The 24839-nt window shown below is 69.4% G+C and carries 21 protein-coding genes and 2 tRNA genes; 15 read left to right on the forward strand and 8 right to left on the reverse strand.

Translation table 11 applies throughout. The features are described 5' to 3' along the window. The first annotated feature begins 14 nt into the window (after window positions 1–14). The 7 genes from DEJ00_RS14840 (at window position 15) to DEJ00_RS14870 (ending at window position 8467) form a co-directional block, all read left to right on the forward strand. Window positions 15–893: a carbohydrate ABC transporter permease gene (locus DEJ00_RS14840; RefSeq protein WP_027464687.1), complete on the forward strand. Its 879-nt coding sequence runs from the start codon at window positions 15–17 to the stop codon at window positions 891–893. Beyond that, window positions 890–1867 carry a carbohydrate ABC transporter permease gene (locus tag DEJ00_RS14845; protein ID WP_196783367.1) on the forward strand — a complete coding sequence of 326 codons (978 nt, stop codon included), beginning with the start codon at window positions 890–892 and terminating at the stop codon, window positions 1865–1867. Before DEJ00_RS14840 ends, DEJ00_RS14845 begins: the two co-directional genes overlap by 4 nt. Further along, entirely contained in the window at window positions 1867–3264 is a 1398-nt protein-coding gene (locus DEJ00_RS14850; protein WP_111057884.1) for a cellulase family glycosylhydrolase, read from the forward strand. The genes DEJ00_RS14845 and DEJ00_RS14850 overlap by 1 nt, the downstream gene beginning before the upstream one ends. Window positions 3265–3278: 14 nt before the next feature. Beyond that, window positions 3279–6305 carry a glycoside hydrolase family 38 C-terminal domain-containing protein gene (locus tag DEJ00_RS14855; RefSeq protein WP_111057885.1) on the forward strand — a complete coding sequence of 1009 codons (3027 nt, stop codon included), beginning with the start codon at window positions 3279–3281 and terminating at the stop codon, window positions 6303–6305. Window positions 6306–6357: 52 nt separating this feature from the next. After that, a complete protein-coding gene (locus DEJ00_RS14860) occupies window positions 6358–7323 on the forward strand; it encodes an endo-beta-N-acetylglucosaminidase H (RefSeq protein ID WP_111057886.1) in 966 nt (321 codons plus the stop codon). Window positions 7324–7494: 171 nt separating this feature from the next. Continuing rightward, window positions 7495–7785 carry a DUF1905 domain-containing protein gene (locus DEJ00_RS14865; RefSeq protein ID WP_071246689.1) on the forward strand — a complete coding sequence of 97 codons (291 nt, stop codon included), beginning with the start codon at window positions 7495–7497 and terminating at the stop codon, window positions 7783–7785. Between the two features lie 349 nt (window positions 7786–8134). Beyond that, window positions 8135–8467 (forward strand): hypothetical protein, encoded by a 333-nt coding sequence (locus DEJ00_RS14870; protein WP_111057887.1) that lies wholly within the window; start codon window positions 8135–8137, stop codon window positions 8465–8467. A gap of 61 nt (window positions 8468–8528) precedes the next feature. Here the strand turns inward: DEJ00_RS14870 and DEJ00_RS14875 are convergent, their stop codons facing one another. Then, window positions 8529–8900, reverse strand: coding sequence for a DUF2511 domain-containing protein (locus tag DEJ00_RS14875; RefSeq protein ID WP_181440198.1), 372 nt, complete (start codon window positions 8898–8900; stop codon window positions 8529–8531). A 553-nt stretch (window positions 8901–9453) separates the two neighbouring features. Then, a tRNA-Gly gene (locus DEJ00_RS14885) sits at window positions 9454–9524 on the reverse strand. Between the two features lie 54 nt (window positions 9525–9578). On the opposite strand from DEJ00_RS14885, the gene DEJ00_RS14890 reads away from it, so the two are divergent. From DEJ00_RS14890 to DEJ00_RS14910, 5 genes are all read left to right on the forward strand, one after another. Further along, window positions 9579–9854, forward strand: a complete 276-nt coding sequence (locus DEJ00_RS14890) for a hypothetical protein (RefSeq protein WP_027464694.1) — start codon at window positions 9579–9581, stop codon at window positions 9852–9854. Between the two features lie 94 nt (window positions 9855–9948). Further along, a tRNA-Pro gene (locus DEJ00_RS14895) sits at window positions 9949–10025 on the forward strand. Between the two features lie 53 nt (window positions 10026–10078). Then, window positions 10079–11386 carry a trigger factor gene (tig, locus tag DEJ00_RS14900; RefSeq protein WP_027464695.1) on the forward strand — a complete coding sequence of 436 codons (1308 nt, stop codon included), beginning with the start codon at window positions 10079–10081 and terminating at the stop codon, window positions 11384–11386. 169 nt (window positions 11387–11555) lie between these two features. Then, the gene (locus DEJ00_RS14905) at window positions 11556–12185 is read left to right on the forward strand and encodes an ATP-dependent Clp protease proteolytic subunit (RefSeq protein WP_035807635.1); all 630 of its coding nucleotides are present in this window, start codon (window positions 11556–11558) and stop codon (window positions 12183–12185) included. A 26-nt stretch (window positions 12186–12211) separates the two neighbouring features. Then, window positions 12212–12871: an ATP-dependent Clp protease proteolytic subunit gene (locus DEJ00_RS14910; protein ID WP_027464696.1), complete on the forward strand. Its 660-nt coding sequence runs from the start codon at window positions 12212–12214 to the stop codon at window positions 12869–12871. A gap of 63 nt (window positions 12872–12934) precedes the next feature. Here the strand turns inward: DEJ00_RS14910 and DEJ00_RS14915 are convergent, their stop codons facing one another. Continuing rightward, window positions 12935–13543 carry a copper resistance CopC family protein gene (locus DEJ00_RS14915; RefSeq protein ID WP_181440199.1) on the reverse strand — a complete coding sequence of 203 codons (609 nt, stop codon included), beginning with the start codon at window positions 13541–13543 and terminating at the stop codon, window positions 12935–12937. Between the two features lie 50 nt (window positions 13544–13593). Further along, window positions 13594–14322, reverse strand: coding sequence for a YcnI family protein (locus tag DEJ00_RS14920; RefSeq protein WP_181440200.1), 729 nt, complete (start codon window positions 14320–14322; stop codon window positions 13594–13596). Window positions 14323–14558: 236 nt separating this feature from the next. Here DEJ00_RS14920 and clpX point away from each other — a divergent pair, with 236 nt between their 5' ends. Beyond that, window positions 14559–15839, forward strand: a complete 1281-nt coding sequence (gene clpX, locus DEJ00_RS14925; protein ID WP_017886000.1) for an ATP-dependent Clp protease ATP-binding subunit ClpX — start codon at window positions 14559–14561, stop codon at window positions 15837–15839. 244 nt (window positions 15840–16083) lie between these two features. On the opposite strand, the gene DEJ00_RS14930 is transcribed toward clpX, so the two are convergent. Together DEJ00_RS14930 and DEJ00_RS14935 are read right to left on the reverse strand one after the other, a co-directional pair. Continuing rightward, window positions 16084–18108 (reverse strand): M3 family metallopeptidase, encoded by a 2025-nt coding sequence (locus DEJ00_RS14930; protein WP_111057892.1) that lies wholly within the window; start codon window positions 18106–18108, stop codon window positions 16084–16086. A gap of 226 nt (window positions 18109–18334) precedes the next feature. Continuing rightward, window positions 18335–18916, reverse strand: coding sequence for a TetR/AcrR family transcriptional regulator (locus DEJ00_RS14935; RefSeq protein WP_111057893.1), 582 nt, complete (start codon window positions 18914–18916; stop codon window positions 18335–18337). A 122-nt stretch (window positions 18917–19038) separates the two neighbouring features. Between DEJ00_RS14935 and DEJ00_RS14940 the strand changes: the two genes are divergently transcribed. Further along, on the forward strand, window positions 19039–19878 hold the full coding sequence (locus DEJ00_RS14940) for an alpha/beta fold hydrolase (RefSeq protein WP_027464701.1): 840 nt from the start codon (window positions 19039–19041) through the stop codon (window positions 19876–19878). Between the two features lie 138 nt (window positions 19879–20016). On the opposite strand, the gene DEJ00_RS14945 is transcribed toward DEJ00_RS14940, so the two are convergent. Beyond that, entirely contained in the window at window positions 20017–20268 is a 252-nt protein-coding gene (locus DEJ00_RS14945) for a hypothetical protein (protein ID WP_027464702.1), read from the reverse strand. A gap of 65 nt (window positions 20269–20333) precedes the next feature. Then, window positions 20334–22928 carry a valine--tRNA ligase gene (gene valS / locus DEJ00_RS14950; protein WP_258373702.1) on the reverse strand — a complete coding sequence of 865 codons (2595 nt, stop codon included), beginning with the start codon at window positions 22926–22928 and terminating at the stop codon, window positions 20334–20336. 287 nt (window positions 22929–23215) lie between these two features. On the opposite strand from valS, the gene proP reads away from it, so the two are divergent. Further along, the gene (gene proP, locus DEJ00_RS14955) at window positions 23216–24781 is read left to right on the forward strand and encodes a glycine betaine/L-proline transporter ProP (RefSeq protein WP_250897950.1); all 1566 of its coding nucleotides are present in this window, start codon (window positions 23216–23218) and stop codon (window positions 24779–24781) included. Window positions 24782–24839: the final 58 nt, after the last annotated feature.

Below are 24839 nucleotides of genomic sequence, written 5' to 3' on the forward strand. Positions count from 1 at the left end.
GAGGGAGGATCGTCATGCGTGCGAACCGCTGGTACACGCCCTGGTTGCTCGTCCTGCCGGCACTGATCTGGCTCGTCGCGTTCAGCCTGTGGCCCTCGATCAACACGGTCCGGTTGTCGTTCACGAACGCCAGCCCGCTCGGCGGCGTCAGCCAGTGGGTCGGGGTCCAGAACTTCGAGACCCTGCTCGCTGATCCGCAGGTGTGGGAGGCGCTGCTCAACAGCGTCATCTACATGGCGGTGTGCCTGCCGCTGCTGACGGTCCTCCCGCTCCTCATCGCCGTGCTCGTGCAGCAGAAGCTGCCCGGGATCGCGTTCTTCCGCACCGCGTTCTACACGCCGGTCATCGCGTCCGCGGTGGTCGTCGGGCTCATCTGGACGTGGATCCTCGACGACCGCGGCGTCATCAACGAGATGGCGCAGGCCCTCGGCGTCGTGCAGGGCAGCGTCCCGTTCCTGACCGACCGCTGGCTGCTGCTCCTCAGCGCCATCAGCCTGACGGTGTGGAAGGGGCTCGGCTACTACATGATCATCTTCCTGGCCGCACTCGGGAACGTCGGCAAGGACCTGCACGAGGCCGCCGCGCTCGACGGCGCCGGCGCGGTCCGTCGCTTCTGGTCGGTCACGATGCCCGGGGTCCGCGGCACCATGACGCTCGTCGGGATCCTGGTGTGCGTCTCCGCGCTCCGGGTGTTCAGCGAGCTCTACATCCTCACCAACGGCACCGGTGGGCCCGGCGGGCAGGACAACTCCCTCGTCATGCTCATCCAGCAGTACGCCCGCGGCTTCACCGGCAACCTCGGTTACGCGTCCGCCCTGAGCCTCCTGCTCTTCGTCGTGACGCTCGTGCCGATGCTCGCCCTCGCCCGGATGAACAGCAAGGCGGACAAGTGACGAACACGACCAGCACGACCGAACCCGTCATCGGCGGCGCGCAGGGGGCAGCCAGCCCGACACCGGACGTGACCGGCGCGACGGGCGCGGGACGGGCCTCCAGGCAGAACGGACGCGACGGACGCAAGCGGCGCCGCGCGGTCTGGGGCGTCATGTCCACCCGCGAGAAGGTCGTCCGCTACGTCCTGCTCATCGTGGTGCTCTTCATCACGATCGGCCCGTTCCTGTGGCAGCTGTCCACGTCGCTCAAGGGCGCCGGTGAGGACATCTACACGGCGAACCCGTCGTTCATCCCGTCCGAACCGACCATCGAGAACTACCTGAAGGTCGCCGCCGCGATCCCGGTGTGGCGGTACATCGGCAACTCACTGCTCGTCGCCGCGATCGACGTGCTCGGCAACATCGTGTTCGCGACCCTGGCCGGGTTCGCCCTCGCCCGTCTGCAGTGGCGGCACCGGAAGCTCGTGCTCGGCCTGTTCCTCGGCACCCTCGTGCTGCCCGGCGAGGCGACGATCATCTCGCAGTTCGTCACCGTGAAGGACCTCGGCCTCGCCGACAACCTGGTCGGTGTCGCCCTGCCCGGCATGATCGCGGCGCTCAACGTCCTGCTGATGTTCAACGCGTTCCGGCAGATCCCCGAGGAGATCGACCAGGCAGCGGTGATGGACGGTGCGAACGCCCTGCAGCGCCTGCGCTACATCTCGCTGCCCGCCGTGCAGGGGACCATCGCGGTCATCGCGATCTTCTCGTTCATCGGTGCGTGGGACGACTTCCTCTGGCCGCTCATCGTGCTGCAGTCGCCCGAGAACCTCACCCTGACCGTCGGGTTGCAGTACCTGCAGGGCACGTTCGCCACCGACCAGCGGATGATCGCGGCCGGCACCATGATCGCCTTCATCCCGATCGCCGTGATCTTCGCCGTCCTGCAGCGCTTCTTCTTCAAGGGCGTCGAAGAGGGCGGTGTGAAGGGCTGATGCGCTTCGGGGTCAACTACACGCCCTCGGTCGGCTGGTTCCACTCGTGGCTCGACTTCTCGCGGTCGGACACCGCCAGGGACCTCGAGGCCATCGCGTCGATCGGCGCCGACCACGTGCGGATCTTCCCGCTCTGGCCGGTCGTCCAGCCGAACCGGACGCTCATCCGGCAGCAGGCCCTCGACGACGTCGCGACGGTCGTCGACCTCGCCGGCTCGTTCGGACTCGACGTCAACGTGGACGCCCTGCAGGGGCACCTGTCGAGCTTCGACTTCGTTCCGTCCTGGCTGGACAGCTGGCACCGCCGCAACATGTTCACCGACCCGGACGTGGTCGCGTCGACCGCCGCGTACGTCCGGGCGCTCGCCGGAGCGGTCGCCGACAAGCCCAACCTGCTCGGCATCACCATCGGCAACGAGGTCAACCAGTTCGCACACGCGCCGCACCCCGCGCCGCACGCGATCACGGCGGAGCAGGGGCACGCGTGGGCGGCGGCGATGGTCGCGGCGGCGCGGGCGGGGCTGTCGGACGGGTCGTCGGCGTCGGTCGCGTCGTCCGTGTCGGTCGGCCTGGAGGCGCGGCTCGACCCCGCCTCGTCGGTCCCGCCCGCCACCGGGTCGCGCCCCGGGCCACTGGTCACCGTCGCGCAGTACGACGCGGCCTGGTACGACGACGCCCAGCCCTTCGGCCCCGAGCACGCGGCGGACCACGGTGACGCCACGGTCACGCACTCGTGGGTGTTCAACGGCTCGGCGGCCCTGCACGGCGCCCTCGGAGCCGGGTCGGTGCGGCACGGGGAGTACCTGCTCCAGCTCGCCGCGGCCTGGAACCGCGACCCCGCCCGGCCGAACTGGCTGCAGGAGGTCGGCGCCCCCACCAACGTCGTCGACCCCGCCGACGCCGCCGCCTTCACCGAGCAGACCATCCGGCACGTCCTCGACGCGCAGCAGGTGCTCGGCTTGACGTGGTGGTGCTCCCACGACGTCGCCCGGTCGCTCGCGGACTTCCCGGAGCTCGAGTACGACCTCGGGCTGTTCACGAACGACGGACGGCTGAAGCCCGCCGGCGAGGCGTTCGCCGCCCTCGCCCGCGCCGAGCACACCCGCGACGCCCGCGCCGCACCGTCGGCCACCGCGCTCGTCCTCGACGACGTGCTGCCCGACGGCACCGACCGGCACGGCACCCGCGCCGACTGCGCCCCCGGCGGTCGGTTCGCCGCCGCCTGGCTCGCCCTGGCCGAGGCCGCACCGGACGGCCGCGGCCCGCAGGTCGTCCTGCGCTCCCGACGCTCGGACACCGCGCTGCTGGCCGCCCGTGGCATCGACCACTGCGTCGACGTGCCCTCCGACCTCGACACCACCACCGTCCGCGTCGCCCACCCGGCGACCACGCCCTGACCCCGGAAGGCCCCATGCACGACGACATCCCCCTCACCACCGGACGCGCCCGACGGGTGCTCGACGAGCGGATCACCCCCGCGGTGCACGCGACCACGACGGCCCTCCAGGCCGCGTGGCACGAGCTACCGGGGGAGCCGGTCCCGCCGACCGAGGGGCTCGCGCTCACGTTCGAGCCCTACGAGGTCGGCACCCCGTGGGGTGCGGCCTGGGGCACGACGTGGTTCCGGTTGACCGGGTCCGTGCCGACCGAGTGGTCCGGACGCCGGGTGGAGGCCGTGATCGACCTCGGCTTCGACAAGAACATGCCCGGGTTCCAGTGCGAGGGACTCGTGTACCTGGCCGACGGCACCCCCGTGAAGTCGATCAACCCGCGCAACCAGTGGGTCCTGGTCACCGAGCGGGCCGAGGGCGGCGAGACCGTCGAACTGTTCGTCGAGGCCGCGTCGAACCCCGTCCTGCTCGACTACCACCCCTTCCTGCCGACGCAGGAGGGCGACGTGCAGACCTCGTCCTCGAAGCGCCTCTACGCCACCCGCCGGATGGAGCTCGCCGTCTTCGAGGCCGAGGTGCACGAACTCGCCCTCGACATCGACGTCCTGCTCGAACTGCAGGCCGAACTGCCCGCCGGGCCCCGACGCATGCGGATCCTGCAGGCCCTCGACGACGCCCTCGACGCGCTCGACCTGCAGCACATCCCGGAGACCGCCGGAGACGCCCGTGCGGCGCTCGCCGAGGTGCTGGCCGCTCCTGCCGAGGCCTCGGCGCACACGATCTCGGCCGTCGGGCACGCCCACATCGACTCCGCCTGGCTCTGGCCCGTGCGCGAGACCATCCGCAAGGTCGCCCGCACCACGTCGACCATGACCGAGCTCATCGACCAGACCGACGACTTCCTGTACGGGATGTCGAGCGCGCAGCAGTACGCGTGGATCAAGGAGCACCGCCCCGAGGTCTACGCCCGGGTCAAGGCCGCGGTCGAGGCCGGCCGGTTCCTGCCGATCGGCGGCATGTGGGTCGAGTCCGACACCGTGATGCCGACCGGCGAGAGCATCGTCCGGCAGTTCTCGCAGGGCCAGCGGTTCTTCGAGCGCGAGTTCGGCATCCGACCCAAGGGCGTCTGGCTGCCGGACAGCTTCGGGTACTCGCCGGCGCTGCCGCAGCTCATGCGCCGTGCGGGCTTCGAGTGGTTCTTCACGCAGAAGATCTCGTGGAACCAGGTCAACAAGTTCCCGCACCACACGTTCCTGTGGGAGGGCATCGACGGGTCGCGGGTGTTCTCGCACTTCCCGTCGATGGACACCTACAACTCGCGGTTGTCCGGCAGCGAGGTCGCGAAGGCCTCCCGCCAGTTCCGCGAGAACCGACTCGCGACCGGCTCGATCGCCCCGGTCGGCTGGGGCGACGGCGGCGGTGGCACCACCCGCGAGATGACCGGCACCGCCGCACGGTTGGCGGACCTCGAGGGCAGTGCGAAGGTCCGCTGGGAGCACCCGGACACGTTCTTCGACCGGGCGAAGTCCGAACTGACCGATCCGCCCGTGTGGGTGGGGGAGCTGTACCTCGAGCTGCACCGGGCCACACTCACGTCGCAGCACGGCACGAAGCAGGGCAACCGCCGGTGCGAGCAGCTGCTCATCGAAGCCGAGCTCTGGGCCGCGACCGCCGCCGCCCGCACCGACTTCGCCTACCCGTACGACGAGCTCGACGCCCTGTGGCAGCAGGTCCTGCTCCAGCAGTTCCACGACATCCTGCCGGGCACCTCGATCGCGTGGGTGCACCGCGAAGCGGTCGAGCGGTACGCCGAGACGGCCGCAGCGCTGACCACGATCATCGACCAGGCGCTCTCGGCGCTCGCCGGCACCGGGGACGCGGCCGTCGTCGTGAACCCGGCCCCGTTCCTCCAGGCCGGTGCACCCGCGCAGGGCGCCGTCGTGGCGACCGACGTGGCGGCGGTGACCGACGTGTCCCTGACGGAGCGGGACGGCGGGTACGTGCTGGCGAACGACCTGGTGCGGGTCGTCGTCGACGCGCAGGGGCTCGTGACGAGCGCCGTCGACCTGGCGAGCGGGCGCGAGGCGATCGCGGCCGGCCAGGCGGCGAACCTGCTGCAGCTGCACCAGGACTTCCCGAACATGTGGGACGCGTGGGACGTCGACCGGTACTACCGCAACCGCGTCGAGGACCTCGTGTCGACCACCGGGCTGACCGCGTCGGTCGACGAGTCCGGGGTCGCACGGGTCGTCGTGTCCCGGGCGTTCGGTGACTCGACGCTGACGCAGGAGATCGTCCTGGCGCCGGGGTCCCGCACCCTGGAGTTCGACCAGGTGACCGACTGGCACGAGACCGAGAAGTTCCTCAAGGTGGCGTTCCCGCTCGACGTCCGCGCCGAGCACACCGTCGCCGAGACGCAGTTCGGCGCGCAGAAGCGGGTGACGCACACGAACACCTCGTGGGAGGCCGCGAAGTTCGAGACCTCGATGCACCGCTACGTGCTGGTGTCCGAGCCGGGCTTCGGTGTCGCGCTCGTGAACGACTCGATCCACGGCTTCGACACCACGCGCGACGCCGTCGACGGGCACGTCACCACCACCGTGCGGCTGTCGCTGCTGCGGGCACCGCGGTTCCCGGACCCCGAGACCGACCAGGGCGTGCAGACGCACCGGTACGGCATCGTCATCGGCACCGACCAGCTCGGAGCCACGTCGGCCGGCGTGCGGATGAACGCGGGCGTACGGACCATCACGGGCGCGCACGGTTTCGAGCCGCTGGTGCAGGTGTCCGGCGACGTCGTGCTGTCGAGTGTCAAGCTCGCCGATGACCGGTCGGGCGACCTGGTCGTGCGCGTCTACGAGCCGTCCGGGCAGCGGGGGACCGGGGCCATCGCGGTCTCGGCCGACGAGGCGACCTTCGGCGCTGCCGTCGAGGTGACCCTGCTCGAGGAACCGCTCGGTGACGCCGGGGCATCGTCCGAAGTGGCCGCGTCCTCCTTCGCCGTCGACGCCTACGAGGTCCGCACCTTCCGGTTCCCGCGCAACTGACCGACCGACCGACTGACCGACTGACCGACCGTCCCACCCAAGGAGGAACCACATGAAGCAGTCCACGAAGTTCAGCATCGCGACCGCACTGGTCGCCATGCTCGCGGCACCACTGGTGCCCGCCGCAGCATCCGCGGTGCCCTCCTCGTCCGGGTCCAGCCACGGGCACGGGCACGGTGCGTCCCACGGCGGTGGTCACGGTCACGGTCACCACGCTGCGCCCGCCAAGTCGGGGCCGACGAGCATCGCCTACGTCGAGGTGAACAACGACGAGCTCGCCAACGTCGGTCGGTACACGCTGGCGAACGGCGCGAACGCGTTCGACGTGGCGATCATCTTCGCCGCGAACATCAACTACGAGGACGGCAAGGCGGTCCTGTACAAGAACGAGAACGTGCAGCGCACCCTCGACCAGGCCGCCACGCAGGTCCGCCCGCTGCAGGCCAAGGGCATCAAGGTCACGCTCTCGGTGCTCGGCAACCACCAGGGAGCCGGCCTCGCGAACTTCCCGACGAAGGCCGCGGCGCGGGACTTCGCGGCGCAGGTCTCGGCGACGGTCAAGAAGTACGGACTCGACGGCGTCGACCTGGACGACGAGTACTCCGACTACGGCGTGAACGGCACCCCGCAGCCGAACCAGCAGTCCATCGGCTGGCTCATCAGTGCCCTGCGGGCGGACATGCCGGGCAAGATCATCTCGTTCTACGACATCGGCCCGTCGTCCGACGCCCTGAAGACGGCGAACCCGTCGATCGGCGGCAAGCTCGACTACGCCTGGAACCCGTACTACGGCACCTACACGGCGCCGACGATCCCGGGCCTGCCGAAGTCGAAGCTGTCCGCCGCCGCGGTCGACATCCAGAACACCCCGCAGGCCACCGCGGTGTCGCTCGCACAGCGCACGAAGGCCGACGGGTACGGCGTCTTCATGACGTACAACCTGCCGGGAGGCGACGAGTCCGCCTACGTCTCCTCCTTCACGAAGGTGCTGTACGGACAGGCCGCGTCGTACCGCTGACGCGTCCGTCCTCCGGGTCCCGCGGCGTGGTGCGAGGGCGGGGCCCAGGGTTCGCCTGGTGCGAGGTTGCGCACTCGGTGCGAGCCCGCGCCCGTCGCACCGAGTGCGGAACCTCGCACGGAGTTCGGCGCCCCTCGCACCGTGCGAGGTCCGTGGCCGTACGATCGCCGCATGGAACTCGAGTTCCGCGGCGAGGTGATCGAGTGGCGCGGCCCGTCACCGTTCTTCTTCGCCGTCGTGCCGCCGGACGCCGCCGAGGTCATCGCTGACCTCGCGCCGGTGCTCACCTACGGGTGGGGTGTGATCCCGGCGCGCGTGACGATCGGCTCGGTGACGTGGACGACGTCGCTGTTCCCGAAGGACGGCGGGTACCTCGTGCCGTTGCGTGCGGCGGAGCGGAAGCGTGCCCGGGTGGAACTCGGCGACTCCCCGGAGATCACCCTCGAGTTCGCCGACCCCTGACGCGCGTGCCACCGACCATCACTCCTCCACAGGTCCGTCGATCGCGATGCCTCCCCACAGTCATCGACGGCGGGCCCCGGTGTCGCGGTCCTGCTCCCTACCGTCGAAGGTGTGGAGGGGAGGTGGCGATGGTCGAACGACCACGACATCCCAAGAAGGACATCGAATCGGTCATGCGCGGGGCAGAGGCGCGGGGATGGTGCTTCGCGAAGGGGAGGAAGTACTACAAGGCGTACTGCCCGTGCGGCAAACACCTGCACACGGCCCACTTGACGCCGTCGAACCCCTGGTACGTTGTACATCTGAAGTATCGGCTCGCGCGAACGGGCTGTGAGGACAGGAGAACGTGATGACGAACTACCTCGTGCGGCTCGAGTGCGTGGCGCAACTCGGGGCAGCGGACGATCCGCGCGCAGCCCTCTCGGCGGACTTCGACGCCATCGCAGAAGCACTCTTCGACCTCGACGACGTCCACGACCAGGACCTGACCGCTGACCTGTCAACCGGCACGCTCACCTTCTCGATCGGTGTCGACGCGGACGACGAGTCCGGTGCACTCGACCGTGCGCTCGGAGCCGTCCGGACCGCGCTGCACGTTGCTGGACGCGGCACTCCCGGTTGGGAGCAGCACTACCGGATGCTGCGGCAGGAAGTCGGAGAAGCGCCGCTCGGAGCGCTCTAAGGCGATCGACTGGTGGGCATCCGTCGCCGGAGTCACACCGTGCAGACGGATCGGTCCCGTGCTACTTGCAGAGCTTCAGGCCCGCGTCGAGCACGGGCGAGATGTCGATCCTCAACCCATCGACCTCAGGATTCGGTGCCCAGATGGGGTCGATTTCCGGGTACGACGTGTGGTCCTGTGCGGTGCCGTTGACCGCGTAGCGGGTGCCGTCGGGAGCCTTGAGTGTCACGACGTTCAGATCCATGCCGCCCGCGGTGATGTTCTTGCAGCGCACGACCGCGTAGGGCACCGTCAGCGGCCACTCGTCTCCGAACTTGGTGCTGACCAGCAGGCCCTTCTTCTTCTCGAGCTTCTTCGGAACGTGGACCTTGGCCGCCGGAGCAGGGGGCGCGTAGTCGGCGCAGAACCCGTCTTGCGGGTCGCCGAGCTTCACCTCGCCGCTCTTCTTCTTGGGGAACTTGACGACGACGTACCCGGCGTTGCCGCCCTTGTCGTCCGGTCCTCCGCCCGGAGCCCACGTGCGGTCTACGCAGATCACACGCTTGCTGACCTTTGACCCCGTTGACCGTCAGGCCCTCCCAGATCGGCGCATCGGGCAGTTCAGCGAGGACCCGCTTCTCGGCCTTCTTGATTCGCTTCGACTTCTTCGCGGTCGCCGTGGGCGTCCGTTCGCCGGTCGCGGTGGTCCGGGTAGGGGCAGCGGACGCCGTGCCCGCCGGCATCGCTGCCGTGCTCGCGACGATGCTGACTGCCGCGAGCGTCATGACGGCGAAGGAGAGGCGCTTGTTCACGCGAACGAGAGTAGGGCTCAGAGTCGGCACCCGATAGCCCTTGTCCGCGGGTCTCGGCGCCCGTAGCGCCAGGGTGTGATCCCGGCACGAGTGCCGGTCAGCTCGGTGACGTGGACGACGTCGCTGTTCCCGAAGGACGGCGGGTACCTCGCAGATCACCCTGGAGTTCGCCGACCCCTGACGGAGAGGTTTCGGAGGGGATGACGGGAATCGAACCCGCGTAGCCAGTTTGGAAGACTGGGGCTCTACCATTGAGCTACATCCCCGCGCCTGCGCACCAGGCGCAGCCCGACCATCGTAGCGGACGAACGAGCACCGACATGCCGACGCGCGTCATCCCGAAGCCGGACGCCGGTGCGGAGCGCACCATCCGCTGGTCGCGGGTGGTCTCGTACGCGCTGGTGGTCCTCGCCGCCGCGGTCCTGTCCCTGCGCCCCGACCTGTTCGGCGACCCGCAGTCGCAGCCCGCGCACGCACTGCTGCACGTCTGGCGGATCGTCGTCGGACTGTTGCTCGCGGTGGCCGCCCTCGGGGTCCAGGTGGCCGTCGGGATCCGGTGGCGGCGGGGTCTGCGACGCGCCGCGGAGGACGACTGAGCAACCCCCGGGAACAGCGCGCCGTCGGACCGCTAGACTCACCGGGGTCGCATGCGCCCCTCAGCGTGCGCGGCTGATCCCTGGCACGAAGCAACGGGGCGTAGCTCAGCTTGGTAGAGCGCCCGCTTTGGGAGCGGGAGGTCGCAGGTTCAAATCCTGTCGCCCCGACCAGGTCCTCCGAGCACCACCGACCACACGAACGTCAACCAACAGGAGAACATCCCTTGGCCACCAGCACCGTCGACAAGGTGAGCGACACCCGCGTCAAGCTCACCGTGAACGTGACGCCGGACGATCTCAAGCCGAGCATCGACCACGCCTACAAGCACATCGCCGAGCAGATCAACATCCCCGGCTTCCGCAAGGGCAAGGTCCCGCCGGCGATCGTCGACCAGCGCGTCGGCCGCGGCGAGGTCCTGAACCACGCCGTCGGTGACGCCATCGACAACTTCTACCGCCAGGCGGTCGAAGAGCAGGAGCTGCGCATCCTCGGCCGTGCCGAGGCCGACGTCGCCGAACTGCCGAACGTCGCGGACTTCACCGGCGACCTCGTCCTCACCTTCGAGGTCGACGTCCGCCCCGAGTTCGACCTGCCGGACTACTCCTCGTACGAGCTCACCGTCGACGCCGTCGAGGTGTCGGATGACGAGATCGAAGAGGAGCTGCAGAACCTCCGCACCCGCTTCGGCACGCTCGTGACGGTCGACCGTCCGGCGAAGACCGGCGACTTCGCGCAGATCGACCTCACCGCCAGCATCGGCGACGACGAGGTCGACTCGGCCACCGGCGTCTCCTACGAGATCGGCTCCGGCGACCTGCTCGAGGGCATCGACGAGGCGCTCGAGTCCCTGACCGCCGGTGAGTCGACGACCTTCGAGTCGAAGCTCGTCGGTGGCGACCGCGAGGGCGAGACCGCTCAGATCGCCGTCACCGTCACCGCCGTCAAGGAGCGCGAGCTCCCCGAGGCCGACGACGAGTTCGCCCAGATCGCCAGCCAGTTCGACACCATCGACGAGCTCAAGGCTGACCTCAAGGAGCAGATCGCGAAGTCCAAGACCTTCGGTCAGGGCGCCGCGGCTCGCGACAAGCTCGTCGAGAAGCTCACCGAGGACGTCAACATCCCGATCTCGGAGCAGCTCATCGCCGACGAGGTGCACCGTCACCTCGAGCAGGAGAACCGCCTCGAGGACGAGGAGCACCGCAAGGAGGTCTCCGAGTCCAGCGAGACCGCCTTCCGCTCGCAGATCCTCCTCGACGCGATCGCCGAGAAGGAAGAGATCCAGGTCTCGCAGGAGGAACTGACCCAGTACCTCATCCAGGCCGCCGCGCAGTACGGCATGGAGCCGGCCGAGTTCATCAAGGTCATCGACCAGAACGGCCAGATCCCCGGCATGGTCGGCGAGGTCGCCCGTTCGAAGGCGGTCGCGACCGTCCTGTCCAAGGTGACCGTCAAGGACACCAACGGCGACGCAGTCGACCTGTCCGCCTTCACGGCGGGCGTCGCGCAGGAGCCGGCAGGGGACGCCGAGTAACGATCTCGACGCCACCAGCATGCAAGACGGGAGGCACGGTGCCAGCTGGCACCGTGCCTCCCGTCTCGTGTTTTCCGCACCACCGCATTGCTGTCGGCGAACAGACGAGAACTGGTGCGTTGCACCCGATAAGTTCGACAACAAGCGACAACTGAACGGGAGCTTTTCCATGGCCGAAGCAACACTGAACCCCAGTGTTTTTGACCGCCTTCTGAGAGACCGGATCGTGTGGCTCGGCTCCGAGGTCCGCGACGACAACTCGAACGAGATCGCAGCCAAGCTGCTGCTGCTCGCCGCCGAGGACCCTGAGAAGGACATCTACCTCTACATCAACTCGCCCGGTGGTTCGATCACCGCCGGCATGGCGATCTACGACACGATGCAGTTCGTCCCGAACGACATCGTCACCGTGGGCATCGGCCTCGCCGCGTCGATGGGACAGTTCCTGCTGTCCTCCGGCACGCCCGGCAAGCGCTACATCACGCCGAACGCGCGCGTGCTGCTCCACCAGCCGTCCGGTGGCTTCGGCGGCACCGCTGCCGACATCCAGACGCAGGCCAAGGTCATCCTCGACATGAAGCAGCGCATGGCGGAGCTCACGGCCGAGCAGACCGGCAAGTCGGTCGAGCAGATCCTCAAGGACAACGACCGCGACAACTGGTTCACGGCGCAGGAAGCGCTCGAGTACGGCTTCGTCGACCACCTCCGCGCCTCGAGCGCCGAGGTCATCGGCGGTGGTGGCACCGTCGGCGACGGCGAGACGCCCACCAGCGCAGCCGAGCCCGACGCCCAGTCCTGATCACCACCGAAGAAAAGGAAACGAGAATGCATCTCCCCATGCTCGGTGGCGCGCAGAACGTCCCGGCTCCGTCCAATCGGTACATCCTGCCGAGCTTCGAAGAGCGCACGGCCTACGGCTACAAGCGCCAGGACCCGTACGCCAAGCTGTTCGAGGACCGCATCGTGTTCCTCGGCGTGCAGGTCGACGACGCGTCGGCTGACGACGTCATGGCCCAGCTGCTCGTGCTCGAGTCGATGGACCCCGACCGCGACATCGTGATGTACATCAACTCGCCCGGTGGCTCGTTCACCGCGATGACGGCGATCTACGACACGATGCAGTACATCCGTCCGCAGATCCAGACGGTCTGCCTCGGCCAGGCTGCCTCGGCCGCGTCGGTGCTGCTCGCCGGTGGTACCCCCGGCAAGCGCCTCGCGCTGCCGAACGCCCGTGTGCTGATCCACCAGCCCGCGACCCAGCAGGGTGGCGGTCAGGCGTCGGACATCGAGATCCAGGCGGCGGAGATCCTCCGCATGCGCACCTGGCTCGAGGAGACGCTGTCGAAGCACTCCAACAAGACGCCGGAGGAGATCAACCACGACATCGAGCGCGACAAGATCATGTCCGCGCAGGAAGCCGTGGAGTACGGCCTGATCGACCAGGTCCTCACCAGCCGCAAGAACCTGCCGGCGCTCGTCAAGTAGCACCAGCAGGAACGACGAAGGCCCCGCACCGATCGGTGCGGGGCCTTCGTCGTTGCGCGGTGGTCAGTCCTCGGTGTCGTCGGACTCCGGGGCCGGCTTGCGGCGCAGGAGCAGCAGCACCGCGACGACCACGCCGACCAGCACGACGCCACCGGCGCCGATCCAGATCGCGTCGGACGCCGCCGAGTCGCTCGATCCCGAGGCGGTGCCGGTGGTGGTGTCCGAGCCGGCGCCGTCGTCACCAGCGGTGGCGCAGGTCGGGGGCTTCGCCGCACCCGAGGCCGGGGTGAAGCCCGACGGCGCCTTCCAGGTGAAGGGGTACTCGTCGGAGACGGTGTGCCCGTCGGCGGAGACGATCTGCCACTCGACGGTGTACTTGCCCGAGTCGCCGAGTGCGGCGGTCGTGGTCATCGACGGCCCCTCGACGTCGACGCAGCCGTCCTCGTAGTACCTGCTGTCGGGTCCGACGATGCGGAACGCGAAGCCCGACCCCGAGTCGCCGATGTCGAGCAGCCTGTCGTTCGTCGTGATGTCGAACGTCTTCGGCAGCTCGGTCAGGGTGCCGCCGACCTCCGGGTCGGACGAGATCAGGTAGTTGTGCGCGCTGGCCGGACCGGCGAGCCCGAGGACCGCGCCACCGGCGATCGCGACGGCCGCGGCGGTCCCGGCCACGAGCCTCCAGGCAGAGGACCGAGGCCGGGGCCGACGCGAGCCGCGCTGTGTCACTTGGCGGAGCTCCGACGACGCGTGCCGGCGACGGCGACGACCAGGGCGACGGCGCCGAGCACCAGGCCGCCGAGGCCGAGGAAGCGGCCGACCAGGTCGGGGTCGCTCGACGCGGTCGCGCCGGTGGCCTCGGCCGACGGGGTCGCGGCGATGGGGTCACCGTCGTCGTCCGTCGCCTCGGCGGCGGTCAGCGTGATCGAGGGGGCCGGGTGCTCGGGCTCGGCTTCGCCGGCCTTCTGCTCCTGGTTCCACTCGACGCTGCCCTTCTCGCAGGTCTGGATCGCGGGGAACTCGACCAGGTCACCGGCCTTGCCGTCCGGCAGCGAGAACGAGAGCGCGAAGGTGTCGCGCTCGTCGGCGGGCAGGGGGGTCTTCGCGGTGTACGTGACGCTGGTGACGCGCTCGGCGGCCGTCTCGGCGTGGTCCTCGGCCGATGCCGAGGCCGACGGGTCGGTGTAGGGCTCGGTCGCCTTCGTGATCGTCCAGTTCGGGTTCACGGTGGGCGTGACCTCGATGACGGACTCCGGCACCTGGAACTGGATCTTCGTCGTGGGCGAGCCGTCACAGCCGTGCGGGATCGAGAAGGTCGCCGTGGTGTACGAGTTCGCTGCGGTCGACGTGGCCGTGGCGGACACGTGTGCGCTGGCCGCCGTGGCGCTGCCGAGGACGATGACGGCTGCGACACCGAGGGTGACGGCGCCGCCGGCGGCGAGACGCTTCTGCATGGGGTTCCTTCCGGGGTGGTTCTGCACCTGCTGTTCTACAAGATGTAGAGAAGTCCGGATCACCGTAGCAGGCTCGCACGCCCTGGGCGAACGCGCGGGCGGATTCCGGAGGGGCATCGCGGTCGGTGTCACCGGTTGCGGTTAGGCTCGTGTCCACGACGAGGTGCCCACCAGCAGCGGTGCACCAGCGGTGGTGCGACAGCGCGGCCGGCATGTCCAATCAGGGAGGCACGGGAATGGCACGCATCGGAGAGAGCGGCGATCTCCTCAAGTGCTCGTTCTGCGGCAAGAGCCAGAAGCAGGTCCAGCAGCTCATCGCCGGACCGGGCGTCTACATCTGCGACGAGTGCGTCGAGCTCTGCAACGAGATCATCGAGGAACGTCTGGCCGAAGCCGGCGAGGACACCTCGAGCGGGGACTTCGAACTGCCCAAGCCGCGGGAGATCTTCGACTTCCTGCAGGAGTACGTCATCGGGCAGGACCCGGCGAAGCGCGCCCTCGCCGTGGCCGTCTACAACCACTACAAGCGCATCCGGGCACAGGGGCAGATCACCGCCGCCGAAGACCGCGACGACATCGAGATCGCCAAGTCGAACATCCTGCTCATCGGCCCGACCGGCTGCGGCAAGACGTACCTGGCGCAGACGCTGGCCAAGCGCCTCAACGTACCGTTCGCCGTCGCGGACGCCACCGCCCTGACCGAGGCCGGCTACGTCGGCGAGGACGTCGAGAACATCCTCCTCAAGCTCATCCAGGCCGCCGACTACGACGTGAAGCGCGCCGAGACCGGCATCATCTACATCGACGAGGTCGACAAGATCGCCCGCAAGGCCGAGAACCCGTCGATCACCCGCGACGTCTCGGGCGAAGGCGTGCAGCAGGCGCTGCTCAAGATCCTCGAGGGCACGGTCGCCTCGGTCCCGCCGCAGGGCGGCCGCAAACACCCGCACCAGGAGTTCATCCAGATCGACACGACGAACGTGCTGTTCATCGTGGCGGGTGCGTTCGCCGGGCTCGAGGACATCGTGTCCTCGCGCGTCGGCAAGCGCGGGATCGGCTTCGGGGCACCCCTGCACAGCGCGACCGACCACCAGGACCTGTACTCCGAGGTGCTGCCGGAAGACCTGCACAAGTTCGGTCTGATCCCCGAGTTCATCGGTCGTCTGCCCGTCGTCACCACGGTGTCGCAGCTCGACCAGGCGGCGCTCATGCAGATCCTGACCGAGCCGAAGAACGCGCTGGTGAAGCAGTACCAGCGGATGTTCCAGATCGACGGCGTCGAGCTCGAGTTCGACCAGGGTGCGCTCGAGGCCATCGCGGACCTCGCGGTGCTGCGCCAGACCGGCGCCCGCGGGCTCCGGGCGATCCTCGAAGAGGTCCTCGGCCCGGTGATGTTCGACGTCCCGTCCGACGACGACGTCGCCCGCGTGGTGATCACCCGCGAGTCCGTGCTCGAGAACGCGGCGCCGACGATCGTGCCGCGGCCCCGGGCCAAGCGCGTCGAGAAGTCGGCGTAGTCCGCTTCGTCGTCCTCAGCACGAAGGCCCGCACCGTGATCGGTGCGGGCCTTCGTCGTTCGTGCGGTGCCGTGCCGTGCCGTGCCGTGCCGTGCCGTGCCGTCCGGCGCGGGAGCGCTGCGCACAACCAAAGTCACCCCGAACAACGCGGTTGCGCGGTTCGGGGTGACTTTGGTTGTGCGTACGGTGCCCGCGCCGCCGCGGCCCCCGGCCGGCGCCTGCGGCCGCGGTGGCGCCGCCGCGCCTACTCCAGCCCGCGGCGCCGCAGCAACGGGCCGACCTCGGCGTCGCGGCCGCGGAAGTCCCGGTACGCCTCGAGCGGGTCCTTCGCCCCGCCGACCCCGAGCAGGCGTTCCGCGAAGCGTCGACCAGCTGCACGGTCCAGCCCGCCGTTGTCGCGGAACCACTCCACGGTGTCGGCGTCGAGCACCTCGGACCAGATGTACCCGTAGTACCCGGCGTCGTACCCGCCCGAGAACGTGTGCGCGAAGTACGTCGACGAGTAGCGCGGCGGCACGGCCTCGACGGCGATGCCGGCGGACTCCAACGCCGAACGCTCGAAGTCCTCGACGGACGTCACCGCTGCGGCGTCGGCTGCCGAGAGCCGGTGCCACGCCTGGTCGAGCAGTGCGGCGGCGAGGTACTCGGTGGTGCCGAAGCCCTCGTTGAACCCCTCGGACTCGCTGAGCCCCAGGACGAGCTCGGGCGGCAGGGGTGCTCCGGTCTCGTGGTGCTTCGCGTAGTTCGCCAGCACGGACGGCCACGACAGCCACATCTCGTTCACCTGGCTCGGGAACTCGACGAAGTCCCGCTCGACGTTCGTGCCGGAGAACCGCGGGTAGGTGGTGCGGGCGATGAGACCGTGCAGGGCGTGGCCGAACTCGTGGAAGAGCGTCTCGACCTCGTCCTGGATGAGCAGGGTGGGGGAGCCGGCGGACGGCTTCGCGACGTTGAGGTTGTTGACCACGACGGGCAGGGTGCCGAGCAGCTCGGACTGCTCGACGACCGGGTTCATCCACGCACCGCCACGCTTGCCGTCACGCGTGTAGAGGTCGAGCAGGTACAGCCCCACCGGCTCACCGTCGTCGCCGGTGACCTCGAAGACCCGGACCTCGTCGTTGTAGCCGTGCAGGTCGGGGCGCTCGGAGAAGGTCAGACCGTACAGGGCGCCGGCGGCGTGGAAGACCCCGTCGTGCAGGACCCGGTCGGCCTCGAAGTACGGGCGGAGCGCGGTGCTGTCCGCGGCGAACTGCTCGCCTCGCAGGATCTCGGTGGCGTACGCCCAGTCCCACGACTCGATGTCGAACCCGACCGTGCGCGACCTGACCGCGCGCTCGTCGTCAGCGTTCCGTGCCGCGGCGCCGACGAGCGAGGACAGCAGCCCGTCGACGGCCTCGGGGGTCTTCGCCGTCTCGTCGGCGGTGACCACGGCGGCGTGGTTCGGGAACCCGAGCAGCTCGGCGCGCTCGGCGCGGAGCCGGACGATGCGGAGCAGCACGTCGCGGTTGTCGTACTCGTTGCCGCGACGACCGCGGGCGAGCGAGGCGCGCATGATCCGCTCGCGCAGGTCACGGTTCGCCAGTGACGACAGCCACGGGTGTCCGGTGTAGAGCGGCAGCGTGATGAGCCAGCCGTCCAGACCTCGGTCGGCGGCCGCGGCGGCCGCGGCGGACTTCGCCCCGTCGTCGAGTCCCTCGAGCTCGTCCTCGTCCGTCACGTGCACGGCGGAGTCGTTGGTGTCCTCGAGCAGGTTCCGCTCGAAGGTCGTCGTGAGGGTCGAGAGCTCCTGGTTGATCGCGGTCAGACGCTCCTTGCCCGCGTCGTCGAGGCCCGCGCCCGCCAAGGTCATCTCGGCGTGGGTCCGCTCGACCAGGCGCAGCGCCTCACCGGTCAGCCCGGCGGCTTCGGCACCGCCCCGCACCTCCTGTACGCGGGCGTACAGGCGGGAGTCGAGCGTGATCGCGTCGCGGTGGGCGGCGAGGAGCGGGGAGACTTCGGCCTCGAGGTCGTGCAACTCCGGAGTTGAGTCGGCCGACGACAGCGTGAAGAACACGTGGCTGACGCGGGCCAGCAGCTGCCCGGATCGCTCGAGTGCGACCAGGGTGTTCTCGACCGTCGGGGCGTGCGGGTCGGTGGCGATGGCCTCGACCTCGGCGCGCTGCTCGGCCATGCCGGCCTCGAACGCCGGTCGGTAGTGCTCGAGTCGCACGTCGCCGAAGGGCGGCAGGGCGTAGGGGAGGGTGCTCGGGACGTCGAACGGGGTTGCCATCTGCCCACCCTATGCACGGGTGCTGGAGTCTGTTCCTTCCCATGACACCCGGACTGGGAAGCGGAATCGGGCGTACCTGGTCGAAAGAACCGACCCGGTACGCCCGGAACGACCAGGTACGCCCGGAACGGCCCGGCGAGCGCACCCGCGCCCGGCGCGACCAGCGGACGGACGGGAGGCCCGTGGCGGCGCCGCCACGGGCCTCCCGACCGCCCCGCGTCGCGTGTCAGCGCATCGCGGCGTCGATCAGGGTCACCGCGGCACGGCGCGCGTGCGCGGCCGGCGCCGTGGTGCCGGCGATGGCCGCGGTGGTCTGCGCGCCCTCGGCGAGCAGTGCGAGCTGCGCGGCGAGTTCCTCGGCGTGCTCGGGGTCGGCGACGACCTCGGCGGTGAGCCGCTGCACGAACTGCTGGAACGAGTCCTTGTGCTCCCGCGCGATCTCGGCGACCGCGGGCGAGGTCGCGCCGAGCTCGCCGAACGCGTTGATGAACCCGCAGCCGCGGAACGTGTCGTCGCCGAACCACGACTCGAGGAAGTCGTAGACCGCCAGGAGCTTGTCGCGCGGGCCGGTCGCAGCCTCGACCGCGCCGTGCACACCCTGCTCCCACATGTCGTGGCGGCCGGCGAGCACCGCGGCGATGAGCTGCTCCTTGCCGGGGAACGCCGCGTACAGCTTCTTGAGGGACACCCCTGCGCCCGTGCGGATCTGGTCCATCCCCACGGACTGGATCCCGCGCGTGTAGAACAGCTGGTCCGCGACCTCGACGATGTGTGCTCGGACGTCCGGCTCGACGGTGCTGGTGGCCATGTGTGTACCCCGTTCCCTGAGTGTTCACCGTTCTCGACTTGCGCCGGGAACGGGCGTTCTCTACTGTAGTCCACATCGGCGGAGAACGATCGTTCTCCGCGATACTCAGGGAAGGAACGATCATGGGTGCCATCACCGTCGGAACCGAGAACAGCGTCGACATCGAACTCCACTACGAGGACAAGGGCCAGGGGCAGCCGATCGTGCTGATCCACGGCTTCCCCCTCGACGGCAACTCGTGGGAGGGGCAGGTCCCGATGCTCCTCGAGGCCGGCTACCGCGTCATCACGTACGACCGCCGCGGCTTCGGCCAGTCCTCGCAGCCGTCCACCGGCTACGACTACGACACCTTCGCCGACGACCTGCACACGGTCCTCGAGACCCTCGACCTGCGCGACGTGATCCTCGTCGGCTTCTCGATGGGCACCGGCGAGATCGCCCGCTACATCGGCCGCCACGGTGAGGACCGGATCGCGAAGGTCGCGTTCCTCGCCTCGCTCGAGCCGTTCCTCGCCATCACCGACGACAACCCCGACGGTGCCGGCCCGATGTCGTTCTTCGAGGGCATCGCCGCCGACGTGGCGAAGGACCGCTACGCGTACTTCACGAACTTCTACCAGGACTTCTTCAACCTGTCGGAGAACCTCGGCACCCGCATCTCCGAGGAGCAGGTCCGCAACGCCTGGAACATCGCGGCCGGCTCCGGCTCCATCGCGTCCGCGGCCGCACCCCTGACCTGGCCGACCGACTTCCGCCAGGACATCCCGAAGGTCACCGTCCCCGCCCTGATCGTGCACGGCACGTCGGACAACATCCTGCCCATCGACGCCACCGGCCGACGCTTCACCCAGGCACTGCCCGCGGCGAAGTACGTCGAGATCGAGGGCGCCCCGCACGGCCTGCTCACCACGCACACCGCCGAGGTGAACGAGGTCCTCGGCACCTGGCTCGCCGAGTCCTGATCCCTCGGCGATCACGCGGGAGCTCCCCGGCGGGGGCGCCCGCATCGTGAGTAGGAATGGTCGGGTCCCCACCGGGGACCCGACCATTTCTGCACTCCAAGCGAACCGCGCAGCGCGCGCCGCGAACCAGGCCGCGCGCTAGTCCTCTTCGCCCGCGTCGTCGGGGTTCGTCACCTGGGCGTGCCCGAGCGCGTCGAGGTGGATCGAGGTGCCGTCGTCGAGCTCGACGATCGGCTTGCCCTCCAGGAAGGTGAGGGTCCAGCCCCACGTCGCCGTGTCGACGGACTCCGCTGCGAGCTCGTCCTCGACCCCGCGCACGGCGACGACCATGGTCTCGGGCAGTCGCGCAGGCGGCTCCCCACCCACGTTCCAGCGTGTGCCCAACTGCATCCGTGCCTCCGATTCGGTGGTTGACGGGCCGGGTCGCCGACGCGACCCGGCCCGGAGAGCCGACGTTACGCCTGCTGCTCCGCGAGCTCGATCTCGGTGACTGCGAGCTCGTCGCCGTCGACGAACGACAGGTTCTCGATGCGGCCGACGGCCGCCAGGTCGACCGCCGCGCGCTCGATGAGCACCCGCGTCTCGGCGGGCGCCGCGACGACGGCACGCGTCACGGGCGTCTTCTGCGAGGCCTTCGCCGCCGTCTTCGCCCCGCGGATCCCGATGAGCGCATGCCCGACGGCCGCGAGCAGCCCGGTGGGGGCCGCGTCGGTCGGCAGGTCGGCCGCGGTCGGCCAGGAGGCCCGGTGCACGCTGGTGTCGTGGGTCCAGGCCCACACCTCTTCCGTCGCGTACGGGAGGAACGGTGCCAGCAGTCGGAGCAGCACGTCGATCGCGCCGCGCAGCGCCAGGACCGCGCTCGCCTGCGTCTCGTGCGTCGCGTCGGACGCGGTGCCGTACGCACGCTCCTTCACGAGCTCGAGGTAGTCGTCGCAGAACGTCCAGAAGAAGCGCTCGGTGATCTCGAGGGCACGGGCGTGGTCGAACCCGTCGAACGCCGCGGTGGCCTGCTCGACGACGGCACCGAGCTCGGCGAGCATGTCGACGTCGAGGGCCTCGGTGACGCTCGTGGCGCCCTCGGGCAGCGGGAAGCCGTAGACGAACTTCGCCGCGTTGAGCACCTTGATCGCCAGACGACGGCCGACCTTGATCTGCTTCGGGTTCTGCGGGTCGAACGCCGCGTCGGTACCGAGCTTGGACGAGGCCGCCCAGTAGCGGACCGCGTCGGCGCCGTGCTGCTCGAGGATCGACAGCGGCGTGACGACGTTGCCCTTCGACTTCGACATCTTCTTGCGGTCGGGGTCGACGATGAAGCCGGAGATGGAGGCGTGCTTCCACGGCACCACGTCGGCTTCGAGCTGGCTGCGGAGCACGGTCGTGAACAGCCAGGTGCGGATGATGTCCTGCGCCTGCGGGCGGACGTCGTACGGGTACACCAGGTCGTAGAGCGCCGGGTCGGTCTCCCACTTGCCCGCGAGCTGCGGGGTCAGCGACGAGGTGGCCCAGGTGTCCATGACGTCGAGTTCGCCCTGGAACCCGCCGGGCACGCCGCGCTGGTCCTCGGTGAAGCCGGGGGCGGGCTCGGAGGCCGGGTCGACGGGCAGCTGTGCCTCGGTCGGCACGATCGGCTGGTCGAACACCGGGTTGCCGTCGGCGTCGAGCGGGTACCAGACGGGCAGCGGCACGCCGAAGAAGCGCTGGCGCGAGATGAGCCAGTCGCCGGACAGGCCACCGACCCAGTTGTCGTAGCGGACGCGCATGAAGTCCGGGTGGAACGCGATCTCCTCGCCGCGCTGGCGGAGCGTGCTCTTCAGCTGCTCGTCGCGCGCACCGTTGACGATGTACCACTGGCGGGTCGACACGATCTCGAGGGGCTTGTCGCCCTTCTCGAAGAACTTCACCGGGTGCTGGATGGTCTTGACGTCACCGATCAGCTCGCCGGACTCGGTCAGGGCGTCGACGACGACCTTCTTCGCCGAGAACACGGTCTTGCCGGCCATCTCGGCGTAGAGCTCCCGGCCCGTCGCCGACTCGATCCAGGCGGGCTCGTCGGAACGCACACGGCCGTCGAAGCCGATGATCGCGCGGTTCGGCAGCTGCAGCTCGCGCCACCACACGACGTCGGTGGTGTCACCGAAGGTGCAGACCATCGCGATGCCGGCGCCCTTGTCCTTCTGCGCCAGGTGGTGTGCGAGCACCGGGACCTCGACGTCGAACAGGGGGGAGCGGACCGTGGTGCCGAAGAGGTCCTGGAACCGCTCGTCGTCCGGGTGGGCCACCAGGGCGACGCATGCGGGCAGGAGCTCGGGGCGGGTGGTCTGGATGACGACGTCGTCGCCGCCGTCGGTGCGGTGGAAGGCGATGCCGTGGTACGCGCCGGGCATCTCCTTGTCCTCGAGCTCGGCCTGCGCGACCGCGGTGCGGAACGTGACGTCCCACAGGGTCGGGGCGTCGGCCTGGTAGGCCTCGCCGCGCTCGAGGTTGCGCAGGAACGCGCGCTGGGCACTGGCCCGCGAGGTGTCGTCGATGGTGCGGTACGACTGGGTCCAGTCGACCGACAGGCCGAGCGTGCGGAAGAGCTCCTCGAACTGCTGCTCGTCCTGCACGGTCAGGCGCTCGCACAGCTCGATGAAGTTGCGGCGCGACACCGGCAGCTGGTCGGCGGCCTTCGAGGACTTGCCGTCCCCGCCCTCGAACGGCGGCGTGAACTCGGGGTCGTACGGCAGGGTCGGGTCGCAGCGGACGCCGTAGTAGTTCTGCACACGGCGCTCGGTGGGCAGACCGTTGTCGTCCCAGCCCATCGGGTAGAACACGTGCTTGCCGCGCATGCGCTCGAACCGGGCCTTGAGGTCGGTGTGCGTGTACGAGAACACGTGCCCGATGTGGAGCGAGCCGGAGGCGGTGGGCGGCGGGGTGTCGATCGACCAGACGGCGTCGCGGTGACCGGCGGCGTCGCGGTCGAAGCGGTAGGTGCCGTCCTGTTCCCAGACGGGCCCCCAGACCTGCTCCAGTCCGTCGACGCTCGGCTTCTCGGGCATGGGCTTGGTCATGGGTGTGCCTTCCGTACGTGTGTGCGGCACCGAGTCCGTGATGAGGTGCCTGAGTGTTCCGCGCCTGACGCGCGGTGCCCCAATCGTAGCGGCCGCGCACGCGCATGCAGCCGGACGACCGGTCGGACGCGGCCATCACCGAGCAGCGTCTAGCACACCGAACTGTCGGACACGCCCGGAGCCTGCTAGTCTTCCTGGGTTTGTCCGGCGAGCGCAGGGTTCGCAGGAGCTGCAACGTCGCCGTCCGCCGGACGCCCGAAGGAAGCACCGCACCCCGGAGGAACGACTTGGCACCGAACAACGCACCCCACCCGCACGGCGATCGGCCGTTGCGCACGAAGGGCGCCGCGAAGCGCGCTCGTCGCGATCTGACGAAGGACGACGTCACCGTCGTCGAGGAGTCGCTGCTCAAGCGTGCCGTCGCGGCTGCCGCGCTCGGCAACGCGATGGAGTGGTTCGACTTCGGCATCTTCGCGTACCTGACGGTCACCATCTCGCAGGTGTTCCTGCCGCAGGGCGACCCGGCCGCGAACATCGTCGCCACGTTCGGCTTCTTCGCCGCCGCGTTCATCGTGCGCCCGATCGGTGGCGCCGTGTTCGGCCCGATCGGCGACAAGATCGGCCGCCAGAAGGTCCTCGCGCTGACGATGATCCTGATGGCCGCCGGCACGCTCATGATCGGCCTGATCCCGTCGTACGACACGATCGGCTTCTGGGCCCCGGTCCTGCTGCTCGTCGCCCGCTTCGTGCAGGGCTTCTCGACCGGTGGTGAGTACGGCGGCGCCGCGACCTTCATCGCCGAGTACTCGCCCGACAAGCGCCGTGGCTTCATGGGCTCGTGGCTCGAGTTCGGCACCCTCGCCGGCTACGTGCTCGGTGCCTCGATCGTCACCGGCCTGCAGTTCGGCCTGTCCGAGGACGCCCTGCTCAGCTGGGGCTGGCGCATCCCGTTCATCATCGCGGGCCCCCTCGGCCTGATCGGCCTCTACCTGCGCCTCAAGCTCGAGGAGACCCCGGCGTTCCAGAAGCAGCAGGAGCAGGCCGCCGAGCGCGAGGGCCAGAAGACCCCGTTCCTCAAGCTCTTCGCCGAGAACTGGCGCTCGCTCATCATCTGCATCGGCCTGGTCCTGGTCTTCAACGTGACGGACTACATGCTGCTGTCCTACATGCCGACCTACCTCGAGCAGAACCTCGGCCAGAACGCCACGTTCGGCCTGATCCTCATCGTCATCGTGATGCTGCTCATGATGGTCGTCATCACCTTCGGCGGTCGGTTGTCCGACAGGTTCGGGCGCCGTCCGGTGCTCGCCGCCGGCTGCATCGGCTTCATCCTGCTGTCCTGGCCGGCCCTCAAGCTGGTCCAGACCGGCACCGGCGTCGGCGTCTTCGCCGGCCTGCTGATCCTCGGCGTCGTGCTGGTCACGTTCACCTCGACCATGCCGTCGACGCTGCCCGCGCTGTTCCCGACGATCATCCGCTACGGCGCCCTGGCGATCGCGTTCAACGTGTCGGTGTCGCTCTTCGGCGGGACCACCCCGCTCGCGACCGCCGCGCTCATCAACGCCGCGAAGGACGCCGGGTACGGCTGGGCCGAGGACATCCCCGCGTTCTACCTGATGCTCGCCGCCGTGATCGGCCTGGTCGCGGTGTACTTCACCAAGGAGACCGCCGCGAGCCCGCTCATGGGCTCCGGCCCGACGGTCGGCTCCGAGGACGAGATCGCCGGCGTCATCGAGGACTACAACGACCCGACGTCGGAGCTCGCGCAGTCCGACTGGGCGAAGGACTTCTCGACGAGCGAGATCCCGATCATCTCGGCCGACGCAGCGCAGAAGGAACCCTCCGGTTCCTGACCACGGGGCCGCCCCGCGGCAACCCGGCCAGGAGGCCCGGTGCACGTTCCGTCTCGGA

Origin of the sequence: Curtobacterium sp. MCLR17_039 (assembly GCF_003234745.1) — a bacterium.
Lineage (GTDB): Bacteria > Actinomycetota > Actinomycetes > Actinomycetales > Microbacteriaceae > Curtobacterium > Curtobacterium flaccumfaciens.

Excerpts from the sequence above, each read along its gene's own strand:
- DEJ00_RS14840 (WP_027464687.1), top strand. The coding sequence starts at position 15 with ATGCGTGCGAACCGCTGGTACACGCCCTGGTTGCTCGTCCTGCCGGCA.
- DEJ00_RS14850 (WP_111057884.1), top strand. The coding sequence starts at position 1,867 with ATGCGCTTCGGGGTCAACTACACGCCCTCGGTCGGCTGGTTCCACTCG.
- DEJ00_RS14855 (WP_111057885.1), top strand. The coding sequence starts at position 3,279 with ATGCACGACGACATCCCCCTCACCACCGGACGCGCCCGACGGGTGCTC.
- DEJ00_RS14860 (WP_111057886.1), top strand. The coding sequence starts at position 6,358 with ATGAAGCAGTCCACGAAGTTCAGCATCGCGACCGCACTGGTCGCCATG.
- DEJ00_RS14865 (WP_071246689.1), top strand. The coding sequence starts at position 7,495 with ATGGAACTCGAGTTCCGCGGCGAGGTGATCGAGTGGCGCGGCCCGTCA.
- DEJ00_RS14870 (WP_111057887.1), top strand. The coding sequence starts at position 8,135 with ATGACGAACTACCTCGTGCGGCTCGAGTGCGTGGCGCAACTCGGGGCA.
- DEJ00_RS14890 (WP_027464694.1), top strand. The coding sequence starts at position 9,579 with ATGCCGACGCGCGTCATCCCGAAGCCGGACGCCGGTGCGGAGCGCACC.
- DEJ00_RS14905 (WP_035807635.1), top strand. The coding sequence starts at position 11,556 with ATGGCCGAAGCAACACTGAACCCCAGTGTTTTTGACCGCCTTCTGAGA.
- DEJ00_RS14910 (WP_027464696.1), top strand. The coding sequence starts at position 12,212 with ATGCATCTCCCCATGCTCGGTGGCGCGCAGAACGTCCCGGCTCCGTCC.
- DEJ00_RS14920 (WP_181440200.1), bottom strand. The coding sequence starts at position 14,322 with ATGCAGAAGCGTCTCGCCGCCGGCGGCGCCGTCACCCTCGGTGTCGCA.
- clpX (WP_017886000.1), top strand. The coding sequence starts at position 14,559 with ATGGCACGCATCGGAGAGAGCGGCGATCTCCTCAAGTGCTCGTTCTGC.
- DEJ00_RS14930 (WP_111057892.1), bottom strand. The coding sequence starts at position 18,108 with ATGGCAACCCCGTTCGACGTCCCGAGCACCCTCCCCTACGCCCTGCCG.
- DEJ00_RS14935 (WP_111057893.1), bottom strand. The coding sequence starts at position 18,916 with ATGGCCACCAGCACCGTCGAGCCGGACGTCCGAGCACACATCGTCGAG.
- DEJ00_RS14940 (WP_027464701.1), top strand. The coding sequence starts at position 19,039 with ATGGGTGCCATCACCGTCGGAACCGAGAACAGCGTCGACATCGAACTC.
- DEJ00_RS14945 (WP_027464702.1), bottom strand. The coding sequence starts at position 20,268 with ATGCAGTTGGGCACACGCTGGAACGTGGGTGGGGAGCCGCCTGCGCGA.
- valS (WP_258373702.1), bottom strand. The coding sequence starts at position 22,928 with ATGACCAAGCCCATGCCCGAGAAGCCGAGCGTCGACGGACTGGAGCAG.